This window comes from Novosphingobium chloroacetimidivorans, from assembly GCF_014204535.1.
In the GTDB taxonomy this organism is placed as follows: domain Bacteria; phylum Pseudomonadota; class Alphaproteobacteria; order Sphingomonadales; family Sphingomonadaceae; genus Novosphingobium; species Novosphingobium chloroacetimidivorans.
Map to the genome: position 1 here is coordinate 66194 of NZ_JACHLR010000002.1, position 16189 is coordinate 82382.

The following is a 16189-nucleotide window of genomic DNA, read 5'->3' on the forward strand; positions in this document are numbered from 1 at the left end:
CATGCATGTCTGTGCGCTTCTCTTGAACTTGCGGCTGCCGTCGGCCGGTATCCGGACGTGAGCCAAGGCTGATGGCAACCACCCTGCTTTCGCCCGCGCGCGTCGCGGCCCACAAGTTCGAGCAGCACATGCGCCAGCGGCGCATGATCGCCAGCATCGCGCTGCTGCTGCTGCTGGAGCAGTCTCTGATCGGCGTGCCGTTGCTGCAGGACTGGACTCTCAGCGATTCCGCCGCGGCGCAGGGCGACGTGGTGCGCCAGGTGATCATCCTGGGCGTGCTCGGCGTGCTGCTTCTGGCTCCGTCGCAGACGCGGCCGCCGATGTCGGTGCCGACGTCCATCCTGCTGCTGCTGGGGTATTGCCTGGTCAGCGTCTCCTGGGCGATCGAGCCGCTGATCTCGTTGCGACGACTGGCCTTCACCTCGGCGGTCATCTGGATCCTGGTGCGCTCCATTGGCGACCTGGGGGCGGTTCGCACCTTGCGGTTGGTGCGCGCCGCGCTCGTGGGGCTCCTGCTGATCAACTACGTGATGGTGATGGTTTCCTCATCCGGCGTGCACATGGCGGCGGTGACCGAGGACACCTCGCTGGTGGGCGACTGGCGCGGCATCACCGGGCACAAGAACATCGCAGGACCGGCCTGCGCGCTGACAGTGCTGCTGTTCGCCTTCGACCGTGAGCGGCTTCCGACCTGGGTCACCGGCGCGGTGCTCGCGGCAAGCCTGATCTTTCTCTACTACACCCATTCCAAGACCTCGATCGCCATGCTCGGCATCGCCTTCGTCGTGGGTGCGGCGATGCGCTTCTACAACCCGCGCTATCGTTCGATCCTGCTGCCAGCCGTGCTGGTGCTGGGAGGCCTGCTGCTTGGCGCGGTCGTAATGTATTTCGGCGGCGTCGAGGCGATCCTGGACGATCCGGGCGCATTCACCGGCCGCGGCTCGGTCTGGTCGCTGCTGCTGGAATACAGCAGCGAGCACTTGTGGACGGGTGCGGGCTACCAATCGTTCTGGCAGATCGGTTATTCCAGTCCGATCTGGACCCTGACCACGAACTGGGTCGCGCGCGTGGCCGGGCACGGGCACAACGGCTACCTGGACACGCTGGTGACGATCGGCCTGCCGGGCCTGCTGCTCGCGCTGCTGGTGCTCTTCGTCTGGCCCGCCATTCGCCTCCTGTGCAGCATCAACATCTCGCGCTCGCGCCGGGCGCTGCTTTTCGCGATCCTGACATTCTGCGCCGGCCACAACATGAGCGAATCGACCATGCTGGATCGCGCCGCACCGGTTCAGGTGTTCCTGATGATCGCGGTGGTGCTGATCCATCGCCTGTCCGATCAAAGCGCCGGCGCCCACCAGGACTTGCGGGCACGGGTAGCCCGCATGGCCGGCCGCAACGGCTTTACCGCCTTGCGCAACCGCCTGACGCGGCAGACGCTCGCGCCCGCCAGAGCCCGTCGGCCCGTTTCACGCCCGCAACCCGGCCCAAGCCAGGACCTGGAGGACGGCATCGCGTGAACGCCGGCGAGGCGTCGTCGCTTCGCGGCCGTCTGCAGTGGTACGCGACCGCCGCGGTGGGGCCGATGGCCTCGGCGGGCGTGCAGTTCCTGCTCTCGCTCACCTTGCTTGCGCGCCTGCCGGTGGCCGAGTTCGGACGTCTGTCGTTCGTGTTCGTCGTGTCGCAGTTCAGCGTCGGCATCTGGAGCGCGCTGTTCACCTCGCCGATGCTGGTGCTCTCGGCGCAAGCTGCGAGCGATGGCGGCGGGGCCGAGGCCGCGCGCGAACTGGGTGGGGTGACGGCCGTCTCGGTCTGGGCACTGCTGCCGGCCACGCTGCTGTTCGCCGCCATCGCTGCCGCCGTCGGCCTGGCGCCGCTCTCGGCCGGGCTGTTCTCGCTCTATGCCAGCGTCGTGCTGCTGCGACAGTTCGCCAGGGTCGGCGCGACCGCGCGCGGGGCTTACGGGCGCGCGATGACGTCGGACCTCGCTTACAGCGCGCTGCTGCTGGCGGGCGTGATCGCGCTCGCGGTGCTGCCCGAAGCCGGCGAAGTGACGGCGCTGGCGATGCTGGCCTTCGCCGTTGCCGGGGCGTTGGCGCCGCTGCTGCCGGGCGTGCGCCTCCGCCTGCCCGGCATGTCGAGAGTGCGCGCCTACCGTACGGTCTGGAGCCGCGACGCGCGCTGGTCGCTGCTGGGCGTGATCAGCACCGAGGCGACCGTGAACAGCCACAGCTACATCGTCACCGCGCTGCTCGGCCCTTCCGCGTTCGCCCCGATCGCCGCCACGGTGCTGTTCATCCGCCCGGTGACAGTGGCGGTGAACGCGCTGGTCGAGTTCGAGCGGGCCCGCGCCGCCCATCGCGTCGCCCGCGCCGAGTTTACGGCGATCGCCCAGGCCCGGCTACACTTGCGTCTGCTGCTGCTTGCGGTGTGGACGGGGACCGCGATCCTGGCGGCGCTGGTGATCGCCTTTGCGCCGGCCGAGTACATGGTGGGCAAGTTCGGGCTGGAGACGGTGCTGACCGGAACGGGGCTCTGGCTTGCCGTTGCGATGGCCCGTCTCCTGCACGCGCCCGAGGGCGTGATCCTGTTGGCGGCCGGTCGCTTTCGCCAGCTCGCGTGGATCAGCGGCTGGACGGCATTGGTCTCGCTCGCCGCGGTGCTGGGCTTGGTCGCGGTGGCAAGCCCGGTTCTCTCGATCGCCGGCATCGTGCTGGGCGAGGGCGCGTTCGCCTTCGCCGCCTGGCGGGCCACCACACGCCTCCTTCACGATGCGCCAGTGCCCCGGTGAGCGGCCCGGGGTTTATCCCTAGCAGGGCTGTGCTAAAGTCGACGCTCAAGGCCGGCGAGGCCATGGACCGGAGCTGCGCTTGAACGATGTGAGACAGGACCTCGCGCGCACGAACCTTGCGGCGCCGGCCGCTGGCGCCAAGGGTCCCGCTCCCCGCAGCCCGGAAACGATCACCATCGGCGGCCTGCCGATCGCGCGGCTGACCCGGGCGGAGATGGCGCAGCTGATGCTGGACGACGTGGCGAGCGCACGTGCCGGCGCCCTGCCGCACCCGCGCGTGCTCACGTCCGCCAACGGCAGCGTCGTCGCCGCCTATCACCAGGACCCGGTCCTGCGCGCGGCAATCGATGCCGTCGACCTAGTCGATGCCGACGGCATGCCGCTCGTCTTCGCCAGCCGCGTGTTCTGCAAGCGCCCGCTGACTGAGCGCGCGGCGACCACCGACTTCCTGCTCGATGCCTCGCGCGTGGCGGCGGACGAGGGGGTGCGCTTCTACTTCCTGGGTGCGCGCCCCGGCGTAGCCGCGCGCGCGGCGGAGCATCTGCGCTATCGCTTCCCCGGCCTGCAGATCGCCGGCACTCGCAATGGCTACTTCAAGGACGAGGATCTGCCCGAAGTCGCCCGCCTGGTGCGCGAAGCGCGCGCGGATGTGCTCTGGTTGGGGGTGGGCACGCCCAGGCAGGAGCGCATGGCGGTGGCCTTGCGCGCGCTGCTCCCCGGAGTGGCCTGGGTGCGCACTTGCGGCGGCCTGTTCGACCATTACGGCGGCGGCGTCTCGCGCGCGCCCGACTGGATGCAGGCCTTCGGGCTGGAGTGGCTCTATCGCGGTGCGCGCGAGCCGCTGCGCCTGGGCTGGCGCTACCTGGTGACCAACCCGGTCGCCGTCTACTACTTGCTGACGCGAACGCACGACTGATGCGCCCCATCCCCATATCCGCACACGCGTCCCGTCCATGAGGAAACCATGCCCCCACGCGACCCCCCGCGCGCCAGCGCACGCGACCGACGCTCGATCAGCTACGATCAGTTCACCCAGCCCGCACCCAGGCAGTGGCCGCGCCTGATGCTGTACTTCGGCGTGCCGCTTGCCCTTGCCGGAGCGCTGGCGGGCGCGGCCTATGTCAAGCTGCACGGGCGCGGGCCCGAGGCGCTGGACACCACGCCGCCGGCCGCGCTCGCCAAAGCGGGCGGGCCGGTTCAGAACGAGACCTACCAGTGGAAGCGGGTGGCGATCGGCGGCGGCGGCTTCATCGCCGATGTGTCCATCGACGCAAGCGGCAAGACCATGGTTGCGCGCACGGACGTCTATGGCGCCTACATCTGGAGCGACAAGGACAACCGCTGGCACCAGCTGGTCACGGCCACGGCGATGCCGCAGGACTTGCGCACCCAGAGCGGGGCCGCGCAAGGCGTCTACGAGATCACGGTCGCGCCCTCCGATCCGAACCGCATCTACATGGCGACGAAGTACACGGTCTATCGCTCGGACGACCGTGGCCGGACCTTCACCGCCCCGCAGAGCGGGCCGTTCCCGACGTGGTGGGATGCCAATAGCGAGTGGCGCTTCGCCGGGCCGCACATCGCGGTGGACCCCACGAACCCGGACCTGGTTCTGCTTGGCACGCCCGGGCAGGGCGTCCTGCGATCGAGTGACGGTGGCCGCAACTGGCAGCGTGTCGCCAGCGTGCCGGCGGGCAAGGATCGCGTGCCGCAGCAGGAAGGCGTGCAAGGTCCCGGTAGCCAGGTCTGGTTCGAGCCGGGCCGCGATGGCAAGCCGACAGGCCGCGTCCTCGCGTTCGCGCCCGGCACCGGCATGTTCGTTTCGGCAGATCGCGGCGGCAGCTTCCGCCCGCTCGGTGCCAGCGGCGCACAGCCGACAACGCTGAACCGCGGCGCCTTTGCGCGAAACGGGGATTTCTTCGCCGTCGATCTCGATGGCAAGACCGTCTGGACCTATCGCGAGGGCCGCTGGCACGATCTGGTGCAGGAGGGCAAGCTGAGCGCCATGACCTACCAGTCGCTCGCCACCGATCCGCGTAGCGACCGGGTGCTGGTGCTCGATCAGGGCGGCAACGGCTTCCTCAGCCCCGACGGCGGCAGGACCTGGTCCAACGTGACCCATTCGGCCCGCGTGGGCGAGGGCGACCCGCCATGGCTGAAGGTTGCCGACATCCCTTACTTCGCCACCGGCTCGATCCAGTTCGATCCGGCCAGGCCCGACCGCATCTGGGCCGCGCATGGCGTGGGCGTGTTCCATGCCGACCTCTCCGGCGGCGACACCCACCTGGCCTGGGTCAGCCAGGCGCGCGGGATCGAGGAACTGGTGGCCAACGACGTGGTCCAGCCGCCGGGCCATGCGCCGCTCTTCGCGGCCTGGGACTTCGGCATCCACATCAAGCACGACCTCAACGCGTTCTCGACCCGCTTCGCGCCCGATCGCGGCTTCATCGCCGTGCAGCAGGTCGACTGGACGCCGGCAAAGGCAGGCTTCCTGGTGACCAATGCCAGCGACACGCGGCCCTGCTGCGCCGAGGACGGCAATGCGGTCATGGCCGGATACAGCACCGATGGCGGCAGCACCTGGACCAAGTTTCCGACGCTGCCGACGCCGCCGGGCACCAGGGGCGACGATCCCTGGCGCATGGCGTTCGGCACCATCGCGGTTTCCTCCGGCGATCCCGACAACATCGTGTGGGAACCGGCCCAGAACCGCGCGCCGTTCTTCACCAAGGATCGCGGCCAGACGTGGGAGCAGGTCGTGCTGCCGGGCGCGGTGGGCGATGCCTACGGTTCGTTCCAGAACAACTGGTACCAGCGCAAGACGCTGACCGCCGACAAGACCACCGGCGGCGTGTTCTATCTCTATCACAGCGGCGAGGCGCCCAACGCGGGACTGGCGGGCCTGTGGCGCACGGCGGACGGAGGCGCGGGATGGGAGCGGGTGTTCGCGGGCGAGATCGACCGCGACAGCTCCATCGCCGCCAAGCTGCGCTCTGTGCCCGGCAAGGCGGGACACTTGTTCTTCACGTCCGGGATCGTCCATCAGGCGGCGCCGCTGAAGCGCAGCACCGATGGCGGCCGGACCTGGGCGTCGGTCGGCACCGTGACCCACGTCGACGATGTGGCGTTCGGCAAGGCCGCACGCGGCGCGAACTACCCTGCGATCTACATCTCGGGCCGGGTCGGCGGCGTCTACGGTATCTGGCGGTCGACGGACGATGCCGCCAGCTGGCAGAAGCTGGTCGATTTCCCGATGGGCACGCTCGACCAGGTCAGTGTGATCGGCGCCGATCCCGACGTCTTCGGCCGCGTCTACCTGGGCTACTTGGGCTCAGGCTGGATCTGGGGCGAGCCGGCGCCGTGCCGCGCCGCGCCGCTTGCGACCTTCGCGACATCGCAGTGCAGCACGCTGGGGCAGTAGCTTCGAGCCGGCATCGCTCCTCCGCTGCGAGTGGAGGAGCTATGCCGGCCTTCTTGTACGAAAGATCGGCGGCCGGTTGCGCAGCCAGCGGCTCATCGGCTTTTCTATGTACGTGTGGAACGGTATCGCGATCAGCACGCTGAGCGCGATCGAGCTCACCAATTCGAGCCAGGGCGCCTGCGGCCCGGCCAGCTTGCCGATGACCACGATAGAGCCCGCCACGAAGTACATGTGAGTCAGGTACATGGCATAGGACGCATCGCCCAGTATCAGGCCCACGCGCGAGACGGGGATGTGCTTCTCGACGCAAAGCCCCAGCGCGATCAGTGCCGCCGATGCAAGCGTGAACAGCGCGTCGGTCTTGGGCCCGAGCGGCTGCACCGGCGATACCGCGAAGGCGAGCGCGATCAGCACCACGGCCGCCGCGATCCACACCGGCGCCATGCGCAGGCTCGTCACCAGCGGAGAGCCGCGCAGGAACAATAGGCCAAGGCCCATGCCGACGGTGAAAGTCAGCAGCAGTTCCTCGTAATAGTGCTCGGAATCGATCGTCGGCACCGGGCGGCCGTGTTTCTCCTGCTCGGCCCAGCGCTCTGCCAGTTTGCGATAGGTGGCGCGCACCTGCCACTCGGCCATGGCGCGCCAGGTCGCCTTGTCCCGCGCGGCGATCTCCTGCTGGGCAAGGCCGATCAGCAGGACGATCGCGCCGATGCCGGCGATGCCGACGGCGATGTAGTAATTGCTTTCCCACACGGCGCGTAGCACCAATCCGTAGATCACCGTGCCCATGATCAGGAGCAGTACGAAGAAGCACAGGAGATTGACCACGCGCCCGAACGACCGCAACCGGTTGTGTTCGGGCCGGTCGATCAGTCCTTCGACGTTCATCGCGGTACCATGCCAAGCAATGCTCCGTGCGGCAAGTGGTTGTCCTTAGCAGGTGCAGCGAAGCGGCTCGGGGGCTGCTGTAAATGCCACCGAACTCGCATCGATTGCCGTCAGGGCGCGCTTGTCCGCCTGCCCCGCTCCGCCTATGCGCTGCGGCGTGGACCAGGGGCGGTTCGGAGGGCACATGGCGACGCGTTTTCCCGCAGTTCTGGTAACCGGAGCCGCCGGCTTCATCGGCGCGGCGCTGTCCGACCGGCTGATGGCGCGCGGACAGCGCGTGATCGGGATCGACAACCTCAACGACTACTACCCCGTGCAGCTCAAGCGTGATCGCCTGGCGCAACTGGACGAGCGCTTCGGGGACAAGTTCACCTTCCTGGAACTCGATTTCGCCGACAACGCGGCACTCTATCGGGCGCTGGCCGGGTATGAGTTCGACGCGATCGTTCATTTGGGCGCGCAAGCCGGCGTGCGCTACTCGCTCGAAAACCCACATGCCTACGTGCGCTCGAACCTGGCGGGCCACGTCAACATGCTCGAACTGGGCCGGGCCCGCCAGACGCCGCACCTGGTCTATGCCAGCTCCAGCTCCGTCTATGGCGGAAACGAGAAGCTGCCTTTCGCCGTAGAAGACCGTACCGACCACCCCGTCTCGCTCTACGCCGCCACCAAGCGCGCCGACGAGCTGATGAGCGAGACCTACGCGCACTTGTTCCGCCTGCCGCAGACGGGCTTGCGCTTCTTCACCGTCTACGGACCCTGGGGCCGACCGGACATGGCGCTCTGGATGTTCACGGAGAAGGTGCTCGCGGGCAAGCCGATTTCGGTCTTCAACAACGGCCAAATGCAGCGGGACTTCACCTATATCGACGACATCGTCGCCGGCGTGATCGCCTGTCTCGACCGACCGCCCGCCGACGATGGCCTGGTGAAGCCGGGCGGCAGCACCAAGCCGCATGCGGTGTACAACATCGGCAACAATCGCTCGGAAAAGCTGATGCGGATGATCGAGGTGCTGGAGCAGGCCTGCGGACGCAAGGCCGAGCTGCAGATGCTGCCGATGCAGCCGGGCGACGTGCCTGCGACTTACGCCGACATCAGCGCCATCTCTCGCGATACGGGCTATGCGCCGACGACGCCGATCGACGTGGGCGTACCGCGCTTCGTGGAGTGGTATCGGGCGTATACGGGAACTTGAACGCCGGCAGCGAGGATGCCGTCGTTACGGGCTCGACCCGGGGCCGATTGCGCCACGTTGCGAGCTTTCGTCAAATGTGGTGCACGCTCTTGCCTTGAGAGGGTGCCGTTTGCCGGAAGCGGTCCTGGGTCGAGCCCGAGACAACGTGTCCGCCCCTGGATCCTCCCCTGCAAGGGGAGGAGGACCGCCAGCGTAGCTGGTGGTGGAGGGGTATAACCCTCTCGTCCGAGCACTCCGCCAGCGGTGACACCCCTCCGTCACGCACTGCGTGCGCGCCACCTCCCCTTGCAGGGGAGGATCTCACCGAGTCTCACGTCCAGCCGTGCATCGCCTCGCAGAAGTGTCGCCGGCATAGCGGAACATAGCGTTCGTTGCCGCCGATCAGCGTCTGCGCGCCATCGTGGATTGGCTCTCCCGAGCCATCGACGCGCAGGTTCATCGTCGCTTTGCGCCCGCAGTGGCACACAGCCTTGAGCTCGACCAGCTTGTCCGCCACGCCCAGTAGTGCCCCGGAGCCGGAGAACAGATCACCGCGAAAGTCGGTGCGCAGGCCAAAGCAGAGCACCGGGATGCCAGCGAAGTCGGCCAGGCGCGCACACTGCCACACTTGACTGGGCGTGAGAAACTGCGCCTCGTCGATCAGCACGCAGGAGAGCGGCGTTGCCGCATGGCAGGCACACACCGCTTCCCACAGATCGGTCGCGGTATCGAAGCGGCGGGCATCGGCGCCGAGGCCGATGCGGCTCTCGATCGCATGGTGTTCGCCCCGCCCATCCAGCGCGGCGGTCCACAGCATCGTCGCCATGCCGCGCTCGCGATAGTTGAAGTCGGCCTGCAGCAGGGTTGTCGATTTCCCCGCGTTCATGCTGGCATAGTAGAAGTACAGCTTGGCCATCGCCGACGAACTCAGCCTTCGCCGCGGATCTCGCCCAGCTTGCGCTCCCAGGCGAGGGCGTGGCCGACGATCACGTCGAGATCGGCGTACCTGGGGACCCAAGGCAACGTGCTCTTGATACGGCTGTTGTCGCTGATGAGCGCGTCGGGGTCGCCGGCACGACGTCCCTGCAAGCGGCGGTCGATGGTGCGGTTGGTGACGCGGTCGACAGCGTCGAGCACTTCGAGCACCGAGAAGCCACGGCCATAGCCGCAGTTCATCGTCAGCGAGCGTGTAGGCTCGGCGACCAGCGCCTCGAGCGCCAGCACGTGCGCTTCGGCCAGGTCGGTCACGTGGATGTAGTCGCGCACACCGGTGCCATCGGGCGTGTCGAAGTCGGTGCCGAACACGCCCACGCTCTCGCGCTTGCCTAGCGCGGCTTCCACCGCGACCTTGATCAGGTGTGTCGCACCGGCGGTCGACTGCCCGGTGCGGGCCTGGGGATCGGCGCCCGCGACGTTGAAGTAGCGCAGCGCGCAGTAGTTCATCGGGTGTGCCCGCGCGGTGTCGGCCAGCATGAACTCGGTCATCAGCTTGGACATGCCGTAGGGGTTGATCGGCTGCTTGGGGCTGTCCTCGGTCACCGGCGAGACTTCGGGAATGCCGTAGGTCGCCGCCGTCGAGCTGAAGATGAAGTGTGGCACGCCGGCCTTGACCGCCGCCTCGATCAGGGCGCGGGTCTTGGCGGTGTTGTTGCCGTAGTACTTGAGCGGATTCTCGACCGATTCGGGCACCACCACCGATCCGGCGAAGTGCATGATCGCACCGATCTGCTGCTCCGCAAAGATGCGCGCAAGCAGGGCGGCGTCCTCGATATCGCCTTCGTAGAGCGTCACGCCCTCGGGCACGGCGAAGCGGAAGCCGGTGACCAGGTTGTCGATCACGCAGACCGGCCAGCCGCGGTCGACCAGCGCCAGCACCGCGTGGCTGCCGATATAGCCGGCACCGCCGGTCACGAGAACGGGTGGTCTTTGCATGCGTGTCGCCTGGCTAGCCCGGCGCCCCCTTGCGCCTGATCGCGCTTATGTTGCGCTGCGGTGCGGTTGGCAACAGGGAGGAGAGGCCGGCGCGGGCGGTTTGGGGCATCAACGAGGGCACCTCAGGCCGTCAGCATCTTGACACCGGAGAATGCGAGCATCGCCGCCAGCGCCACCCGGACCCAGGTCTCGCCGATCTTGCCGGCGGCAAAGGAGCCGGCGATCACGCCGGGGATGGAGCCGATCAGCAGCATGCCCAGCAGTTCCCAGTTCACGTTGCCCAGCCACGAATGCCCGATCGCGGCGATCAGCGCGAGCGGGATGGCATGCACGATGTCTGTGCCGACGAGCGACTTGGCGTTGAGCCGCAGCGGATAGAGGAACATCAGCACCACCGCCACCAGCGCTCCGGCGCCAATCGAGGTCAGCGTGACCAGGCAGCCGACCACCGCGCCGGCGGCGATCGTCACGGCAAGCTGGGTCATGCCCAGCCGCTCGCCCAGCAAGGCACGTATGCGCGCGACCGGCGCGTGGATGATGTGCTTGATCGGCACCAGCACGGCGGTGACTACCAGCATCGCGCCCAGCAGCTTCATCAGCAGGTCGGAGTTGAGCTTCCCGCCCTCGGCAAAGCCCAGGTAGAGCAAGGTCAGGATCGCGGCGGGCACGCTGCCCATCGCCAGGCGGCCGATCACGGTCCAGTCTGGCGAGCCGAAGCGGCGGTGCACCACGCCGCCGACGATCTTGGTGAAGGTCGCGAACCACAAGTCGGTGCCGACTGCGAGCGAAGGCGAGAAGCCGAAGCCGAGGACCAGTATCGGCGCCATCAGCGATCCGCCGCCGACGCCGGTCATGCCGACCAGGAAACCGACCAGGGCCCCTGCAAGCGAGTAGTAGAGCTCGGTCATAGGGGCCGGGCGGTCGCGTCTGTGCAGGCGGGAACAGTCATGGCGTTGGCGCGGGACCATGACGCCTGTGGCAGGCGAGGCAAGCGAATTCGGCTGGGGACGTGGCTTGGGCGGAGTTCTCGGGCGATATTAAGCCTCTCGTGATACCCGCGCCGGAGGGGGCCGTTACTCCTCCAGCAAACAGTGCCTTGCCCAAGAAGCGCGGGCTCCGCCTGCGCGGGGCCAACGGGTGGGGAGGGAGGTATTGGAGGCCGGATTGGAGGCGAGGCAGACAATGGCCAGAAGCGTCACCCCGGACAAGCTCAGGGTGACGAGCGACCAGCTTCACGCATGCGCAAAGTGCGCGATGATCCTCTCGTCCAGCGGCTCCCGGAACTTGGCACGCACGCGGCCGCCGCTGTGCTCGGCCGTAACCGGCAGCGGGCCGATGGCGCCGATCCACAGATCCAGCAGGCCTTCGATCCGGTTGGCACCTGTCCGTGCCTCCAGCTGGCACTCCAGCCCATCGAGAGCCGATATGGTGACGGGCGTGCGCTCAAGCACACCGATGCATTCGCCGTAAATCGCCATCAGATCACTTCGGCCCCTTCAAGGGGCTGCTCCCAACTTCATCACAATGCCGCGGGCCCGATCGGACCCGGCGAGCAACGTAGCTATGAACGTCGTGTGTGGCGGGAGAGTTTCAGTTCAGAGCGAATTTCATGAAGCCGCGGCGGACAGTTCCGGCCCGGGCCTTTCTGGCCTTGCGTCGAGCGGCACCTCGGCCCCATGCTCGCCCCGCAGCGCACCAACGAAGTTCTCGCGCCAGCGCACTACGTCCTCGTCGCGCACCGAGGCGAGCAGGCGCTCGTGCCGGCGGCGGCGTTCGGGCAGGGGCATGTGCAGAGCCTGGCGGATGGCGTCGCTCACATCCTCGGTGCTGTGCGGGTTGACCAGCACGGCATCCTCCATCTGCGGCGCGGCGCCGGCGAAGCGCGACAGGATCAGCACGCCGGGATCCTCCGAATCCTGCGCCGCGACGTATTCCTTGGCGACCAGGTTCATGCCGTCGCGCAAAGGGGTGACGAGGCCGATGTCGGCGGCGCGATAGAACCCGGCCAGCTCGGCGCGCGGATAGCCGCGGTTGACGTAGCGAATCGGCACCCAGGCGACATCGGCATGGGCGCCGTTGATGTGGCCTGCTTTACGCTCCAGGTCGTGGCGGATCAGCTGGTAGCTGGCGACTTCGCCGCGCGAGGGCGGGGCGATCTGGAGCAGCACCACGTCCTTGGCCATCTCGGGATTGTCGGTGAGGAAGCGGTCGAAGCTGTCGAAGCGCTCGCCCAGCCCCTTGGAGTAGTCGAGCCGGTCGACGCCGATCAGCATCTTGCGGCCATGGCCCAGGCTGTCCTTGAGGCGCTGGTAGGCACCCTGCGCCAGCTCTGTCCGGGCCGAGGCGACGAACTCCTCGTAGTCGATGCCGATCGGGAAGGCGCGTGCGACGATCCGCCGGCCTTCGTACTCGATCACGCCATCGTCGCTGACCTTCAGGCCCATTTCCTTTTTCAGGTAATGGGTGAAGCTGTCCAGCCACTCCTCCGTCTGCAGCCCGATAAGGTCGTACTGCAGCATCGAGGCGACCAGCTGCTCGTGATTGGGGAGCGAGACGAACAGGCGCGTGGGCGGCCAGGGAATATGGAGGAACAGCCCCATGCGGTTGGTCACGCCCTTTTCCCGCAGCATCGATCCGAGCGGGAGCAGGTGGTAGTCGTGCACCCAGACGAGGTCGTCGGGCTCGATCAGCGGCAGCACGGAGTCCGCGAAGCGGGCGTTCACCCGCTCATAGCCCTCGCCGAAGTTGCGATCGTACTCGGTCAGATCGATGCGGTAGTGGAACAGCGGCCAGAGGGTGCGGTTGGCATAGCCGTTGTAGTATTCCTCGATGTCCTGGGGCTCCAGGTCGATCGTCGCGGTGGTGACGTCCTGGTTGCGCTGCATGTCCAGATGGCCGGTGAAGCTCTCGGTTTCCTTGCCCGACCAGCCGAACCAGATGCCCCGATGCTCACGCAAGGCGGCGCTCAGCGCAACGGCCAGCCCACCCTGGGCGCCTGCCGCTCCCATGGCTTGCGGAACCGAAACCCGGTTCGACACGACGATCAGCCTGCTCATTCCACATCCTTCACACTACCCCTCTCCCCGGCGGGGAGAGGTAGCGAAGCTTACCGCGAGAGCGGTTAGCGTAGCTGGGAGAGGGGGCTCGACGCCCGAGAGCGCACAAACCCCTCTCCAACTTCGGCTAGGCTCCGATGGAGCCAAGCCTGCGTATCCTCTCCCCGCGCGGGGAGAGGGCAGGGGCGCGATTTGTCGTACGGCGGAGCAAATCAGCGCCAGTCGCGCCATGGCCGCGAGAGCAGCCCGGCGCAGTTGATGATGCCAACTAGCGAATAAGTCTGAGGAAAGTTCCCCCACAGCTCGCTGGTCTCGAAGTCCATGTCTTCCGACAGAAGGCCCGATTGCGTGCGATGGCCTAGCATCGCCTCGAACAGATTGCGGGCTTCCTCGTTGCGGCCATCGAGGTGCAGTGCCTCGATCAGCCAGAAGGTGCAGATATTGAAGGCGGTTTCCGGCAGCCCGAAATCGTCCTCGTTGGCATAGCGCAGCATGTGCTCGCCGCGGCGCAGGACCTTCTCGACGGTGCGCAACGTCGCCTGGAAGCGCGGATCGGTGGCATCGACATAGCCGAGCTCGACCATCTGCAGCAGACTGGCGTCGAGTTCCGTACCGCCGAAGCTGGCGGCGTAGTGGCCGCCGTCCTTGAACCAGGCGTTCTCCTCGATGTGCTCGCGCACGGTATCGGCCCGCTCGCGCCAGAGCTTTTCGCGATCGGCCAGGCCCAGCACCTCGGCCGCGTTGGCGAGACGATGGCACGCGGCCCAGCTCATCACCACGGAGTAGGTGTGCACCGCCGTGCGGGTGCGCAGCTCCCACAGGCCGGCATCGGGCTGATCGTGCAGCTTCCAGGCGAGTTCGCCCACCTTTTCCAAGCTGGTGAAGTCGTCGGCATTGCCCATCCGCAGCAGGCGATGGTCGGAAAACGCCTGGATGTTGGGAATGATGATCTGCCCGTAGCAGTCGTTCTGGATCTGGTAGTAGGCGGCGTTGCCCACCCTGACCGGGCCCATGCCGCGGTAGCCGGGCAGCGCCTCGGCCTCCCACTCGATGATCTCCTTGGCGCCGCTCACCGAATAGAGCGGCTGGATGATCCCTTCATGCGAATCGTCGACCAGGTTGCGCAGATAGGCGAGGTACTTCTCCAGGACGTCGAGCGCGCCCAAGCGATTGAGCGCCTGCACCGTGTAGTAGGCGTCGCGGATCCAGCAGTAGCGGTAGTCCCAGTTGCGCTGCGATCCGGGCGCCTCGGGTATGGAAGTGGTGAGCGCGGCCACGATCGCGCCGGTTTCCTCGTGCTGGCACAGCTTGAGGGTGATGGCGGCGCGGATCACCGCCTCCTGGTAATCCATCGGCGTCGCCAGGCCGCGCACCCACAGTTGCCAGTAGCTCTGCGTCTGGCGCAGCATGGCGTCGAGCTGGTCGGCGATGTCGCCGCTGAACGGCTCGTCGGGGCCGAGGAAGAACGCCAGCTCCTTTTCCAGCCGGAAGTACCGCTCGTCGAGGATGTAGCTGACCGGCGCGTTGGTTGTCAGCCGCAAGGCGTTGCGCTCGTTCAGATAGCGGATGTGGTTGGAGCCGTGGGTGATCGGCGCCTGGCGCGCGCCATATCCGTCCATCGGCGTCAGCGTCACCTGGATGCGCGGCGAACCGCAGACCGGGCGCACGATGCGGGCATAGGCGACGGGGCGGTACATGCGGCCGTTGCGCTCGAACCGAGGCGCGAAGTCGAACACGTCGACCGCGGCGCCGCTGGCGTCCTCCAGGCGAGTGCGCAGGATCGGGGTGTTGCGGACATATTCCTGGGTGACCGATACCTGGTTCTCCAGGCTGAAGCGCCAGGTGCCCAGGTCCTGGCCCTCATCGCCGCGCAGGAGCGCGCAGAACGTGGGGTCGCCATCTACGCGCGGCACGCAGCCCCAGACCAATGCGCCGCGCGTGTCGATCAGCCCCGAGACCTGGCAGTTGCCGATCGGCCAGAGCTCCAGCGAGGAGACGGCGGCTTGCGGCCCAACGGGATCGGCGTCGGGGGCGGACGTGGGTTGCATGCTCAAGCTTGTTCCTCCAGCCAGCTGTGAACGGCCGCCACGCTGTCGATGCGCCAGAGCGCCTGGGTGCGGCGCATCGGCCCGACCAGCACGCCGCCGCCATCGAAGCGGCGCACGGCGGCAAAGGCGTCCTCGTCGGTCACGTCGTCGCCGATGAACAGCGGGCGGGTGCCGGCGAACGGCGGCATTTGCATGAAACGATTGACGGCGGTGCCCTTGTCTGAGCCGGGCATGCTGAGTTCGACCACCATCTTGCCGTGCTTGACCGTGAGGCCGTTCTCGGCCGCCAGCCTGGCCGCGAAGTCGTACAGACTGGCGCCGATCTGGGGGCGGTCGCGGTAGTGCACGGCGGCGCTGAACGGCTTGGCCTCGAACACCAGCCCGCCGTTCTCCTGCGCGAAGGCGTCGAGGGCCTGGCACACGGGCCTGGGCAGGGGATCGGCCAGGGGTTCGACTTCGACCGCGCCAGCGGGGCGGAACTCACCGCCATGCGAACCGGCCATGGCGATCGCCACGCCGCCGAGCAGCCGGTCCAGGGTCGCCAGCGCGCGTCCGCTGATGACGGCGAGTCGACCTTCCAGCCGCTCCGAAAGCGCGGACAGCGCTTGCGGCAAGTCAGATGGAACCACCACGTCCTGCGGATGATCGGCGATCTCCACCAGCGTGCCGTCGAAGTCGAGAAACAGAGACAGTCCCGTGCCTGCGCCCAACTGCGGCGGTCTGGAAAGCGGCATGTCGTCCTCCGGCAAGGGAGCGTGGGGCGAGATCGCGATCGTCATGGCCTTCCCGTGTGGCATTGCAGAAGCGCGGGGCCAAGCCCGCAGTCAGGCCCGCAGTCATGCTGGCCCCTACACCGCGTCCGAACGGCCCGAACGAGCG

Annotated in this window: 13 protein-coding genes; 5 read left to right on the forward strand and 8 right to left on the reverse strand. The window is 67.6% G+C overall.

Annotated elements, in window-relative coordinates; translation table 11 throughout:
• Positions 1–71: 71 nt before the first annotated feature.
• From HNO88_RS02715 to HNO88_RS02730, 4 genes are all read left to right on the forward strand, one after another.
• On the forward strand, positions 72–1517 hold the full coding sequence (locus HNO88_RS02715; RefSeq protein ID WP_184242548.1) for an O-antigen ligase family protein: 1446 nt from the start codon (positions 72–74) through the stop codon (positions 1515–1517).
• Complete coding sequence (locus HNO88_RS02720; RefSeq protein WP_184242549.1) at positions 1514–2788, forward strand: hypothetical protein; 1275 nt, start codon at positions 1514–1516, stop codon at positions 2786–2788. The genes HNO88_RS02715 and HNO88_RS02720 overlap by 4 nt, the downstream gene beginning before the upstream one ends.
• An 88-nt stretch (positions 2789–2876) precedes the next feature.
• On the forward strand, positions 2877–3704 hold the full coding sequence (locus tag HNO88_RS02725) for a WecB/TagA/CpsF family glycosyltransferase (RefSeq protein WP_312856987.1): 828 nt from the start codon (positions 2877–2879) through the stop codon (positions 3702–3704).
• A 48-nt stretch (positions 3705–3752) separates the two neighbouring features.
• On the forward strand, positions 3753–6209 hold the full coding sequence (locus HNO88_RS02730; protein ID WP_184242550.1) for a WD40/YVTN/BNR-like repeat-containing protein: 2457 nt from the start codon (positions 3753–3755) through the stop codon (positions 6207–6209).
• A gap of 39 nt (positions 6210–6248) precedes the next feature.
• Here the strand turns inward: HNO88_RS02730 and HNO88_RS02735 are convergent, their stop codons facing one another.
• A complete protein-coding gene (locus HNO88_RS02735; RefSeq protein ID WP_184242551.1) occupies positions 6249–7097 on the reverse strand; it encodes an acyltransferase family protein in 849 nt (282 codons plus the stop codon).
• Positions 7098–7281: 184 nt separating this feature from the next.
• Between HNO88_RS02735 and HNO88_RS02740 the strand changes: the two genes are divergently transcribed.
• Positions 7282–8295, forward strand: coding sequence for an NAD-dependent epimerase/dehydratase family protein (locus HNO88_RS02740; protein ID WP_184242552.1), 1014 nt, complete (start codon positions 7282–7284; stop codon positions 8293–8295).
• A 310-nt stretch (positions 8296–8605) separates the two neighbouring features.
• On the opposite strand, the gene HNO88_RS02745 is transcribed toward HNO88_RS02740, so the two are convergent.
• From HNO88_RS02745 to otsB, 7 genes are all read right to left on the reverse strand, one after another.
• Complete coding sequence (locus HNO88_RS02745; RefSeq protein WP_184242553.1) at positions 8606–9190, reverse strand: thymidine kinase; 585 nt, start codon at positions 9188–9190, stop codon at positions 8606–8608.
• Positions 9191–9201: 11 nt separating this feature from the next.
• Positions 9202–10206: a UDP-glucose 4-epimerase GalE gene (galE, locus tag HNO88_RS02750; protein WP_184242554.1), complete on the reverse strand. Its 1005-nt coding sequence runs from the start codon at positions 10204–10206 to the stop codon at positions 9202–9204.
• Between the two features lie 122 nt (positions 10207–10328).
• The gene (locus tag HNO88_RS02755) at positions 10329–11114 is read right to left on the reverse strand and encodes a sulfite exporter TauE/SafE family protein (RefSeq protein WP_184242555.1); all 786 of its coding nucleotides are present in this window, start codon (positions 11112–11114) and stop codon (positions 10329–10331) included.
• A gap of 324 nt (positions 11115–11438) precedes the next feature.
• Positions 11439–11684: a hypothetical protein gene (locus HNO88_RS02760; RefSeq protein ID WP_184242556.1), complete on the reverse strand. Its 246-nt coding sequence runs from the start codon at positions 11682–11684 to the stop codon at positions 11439–11441.
• Positions 11685–11813: 129 nt separating this feature from the next.
• Positions 11814–13262 carry an alpha,alpha-trehalose-phosphate synthase (UDP-forming) gene (otsA, locus tag HNO88_RS02765; protein WP_184242557.1) on the reverse strand — a complete coding sequence of 483 codons (1449 nt, stop codon included), beginning with the start codon at positions 13260–13262 and terminating at the stop codon, positions 11814–11816.
• A gap of 212 nt (positions 13263–13474) precedes the next feature.
• A complete protein-coding gene (locus HNO88_RS02770) occupies positions 13475–15310 on the reverse strand; it encodes a glycoside hydrolase family 15 protein (protein ID WP_184242798.1) in 1836 nt (611 codons plus the stop codon).
• A 2-nt stretch (positions 15311–15312) separates the two neighbouring features.
• Entirely contained in the window at positions 15313–16089 is a 777-nt protein-coding gene (otsB, locus tag HNO88_RS02775) for a trehalose-phosphatase (RefSeq protein ID WP_246381133.1), read from the reverse strand.
• Between the last annotated feature and the right edge of the window lie 100 nt (positions 16090–16189).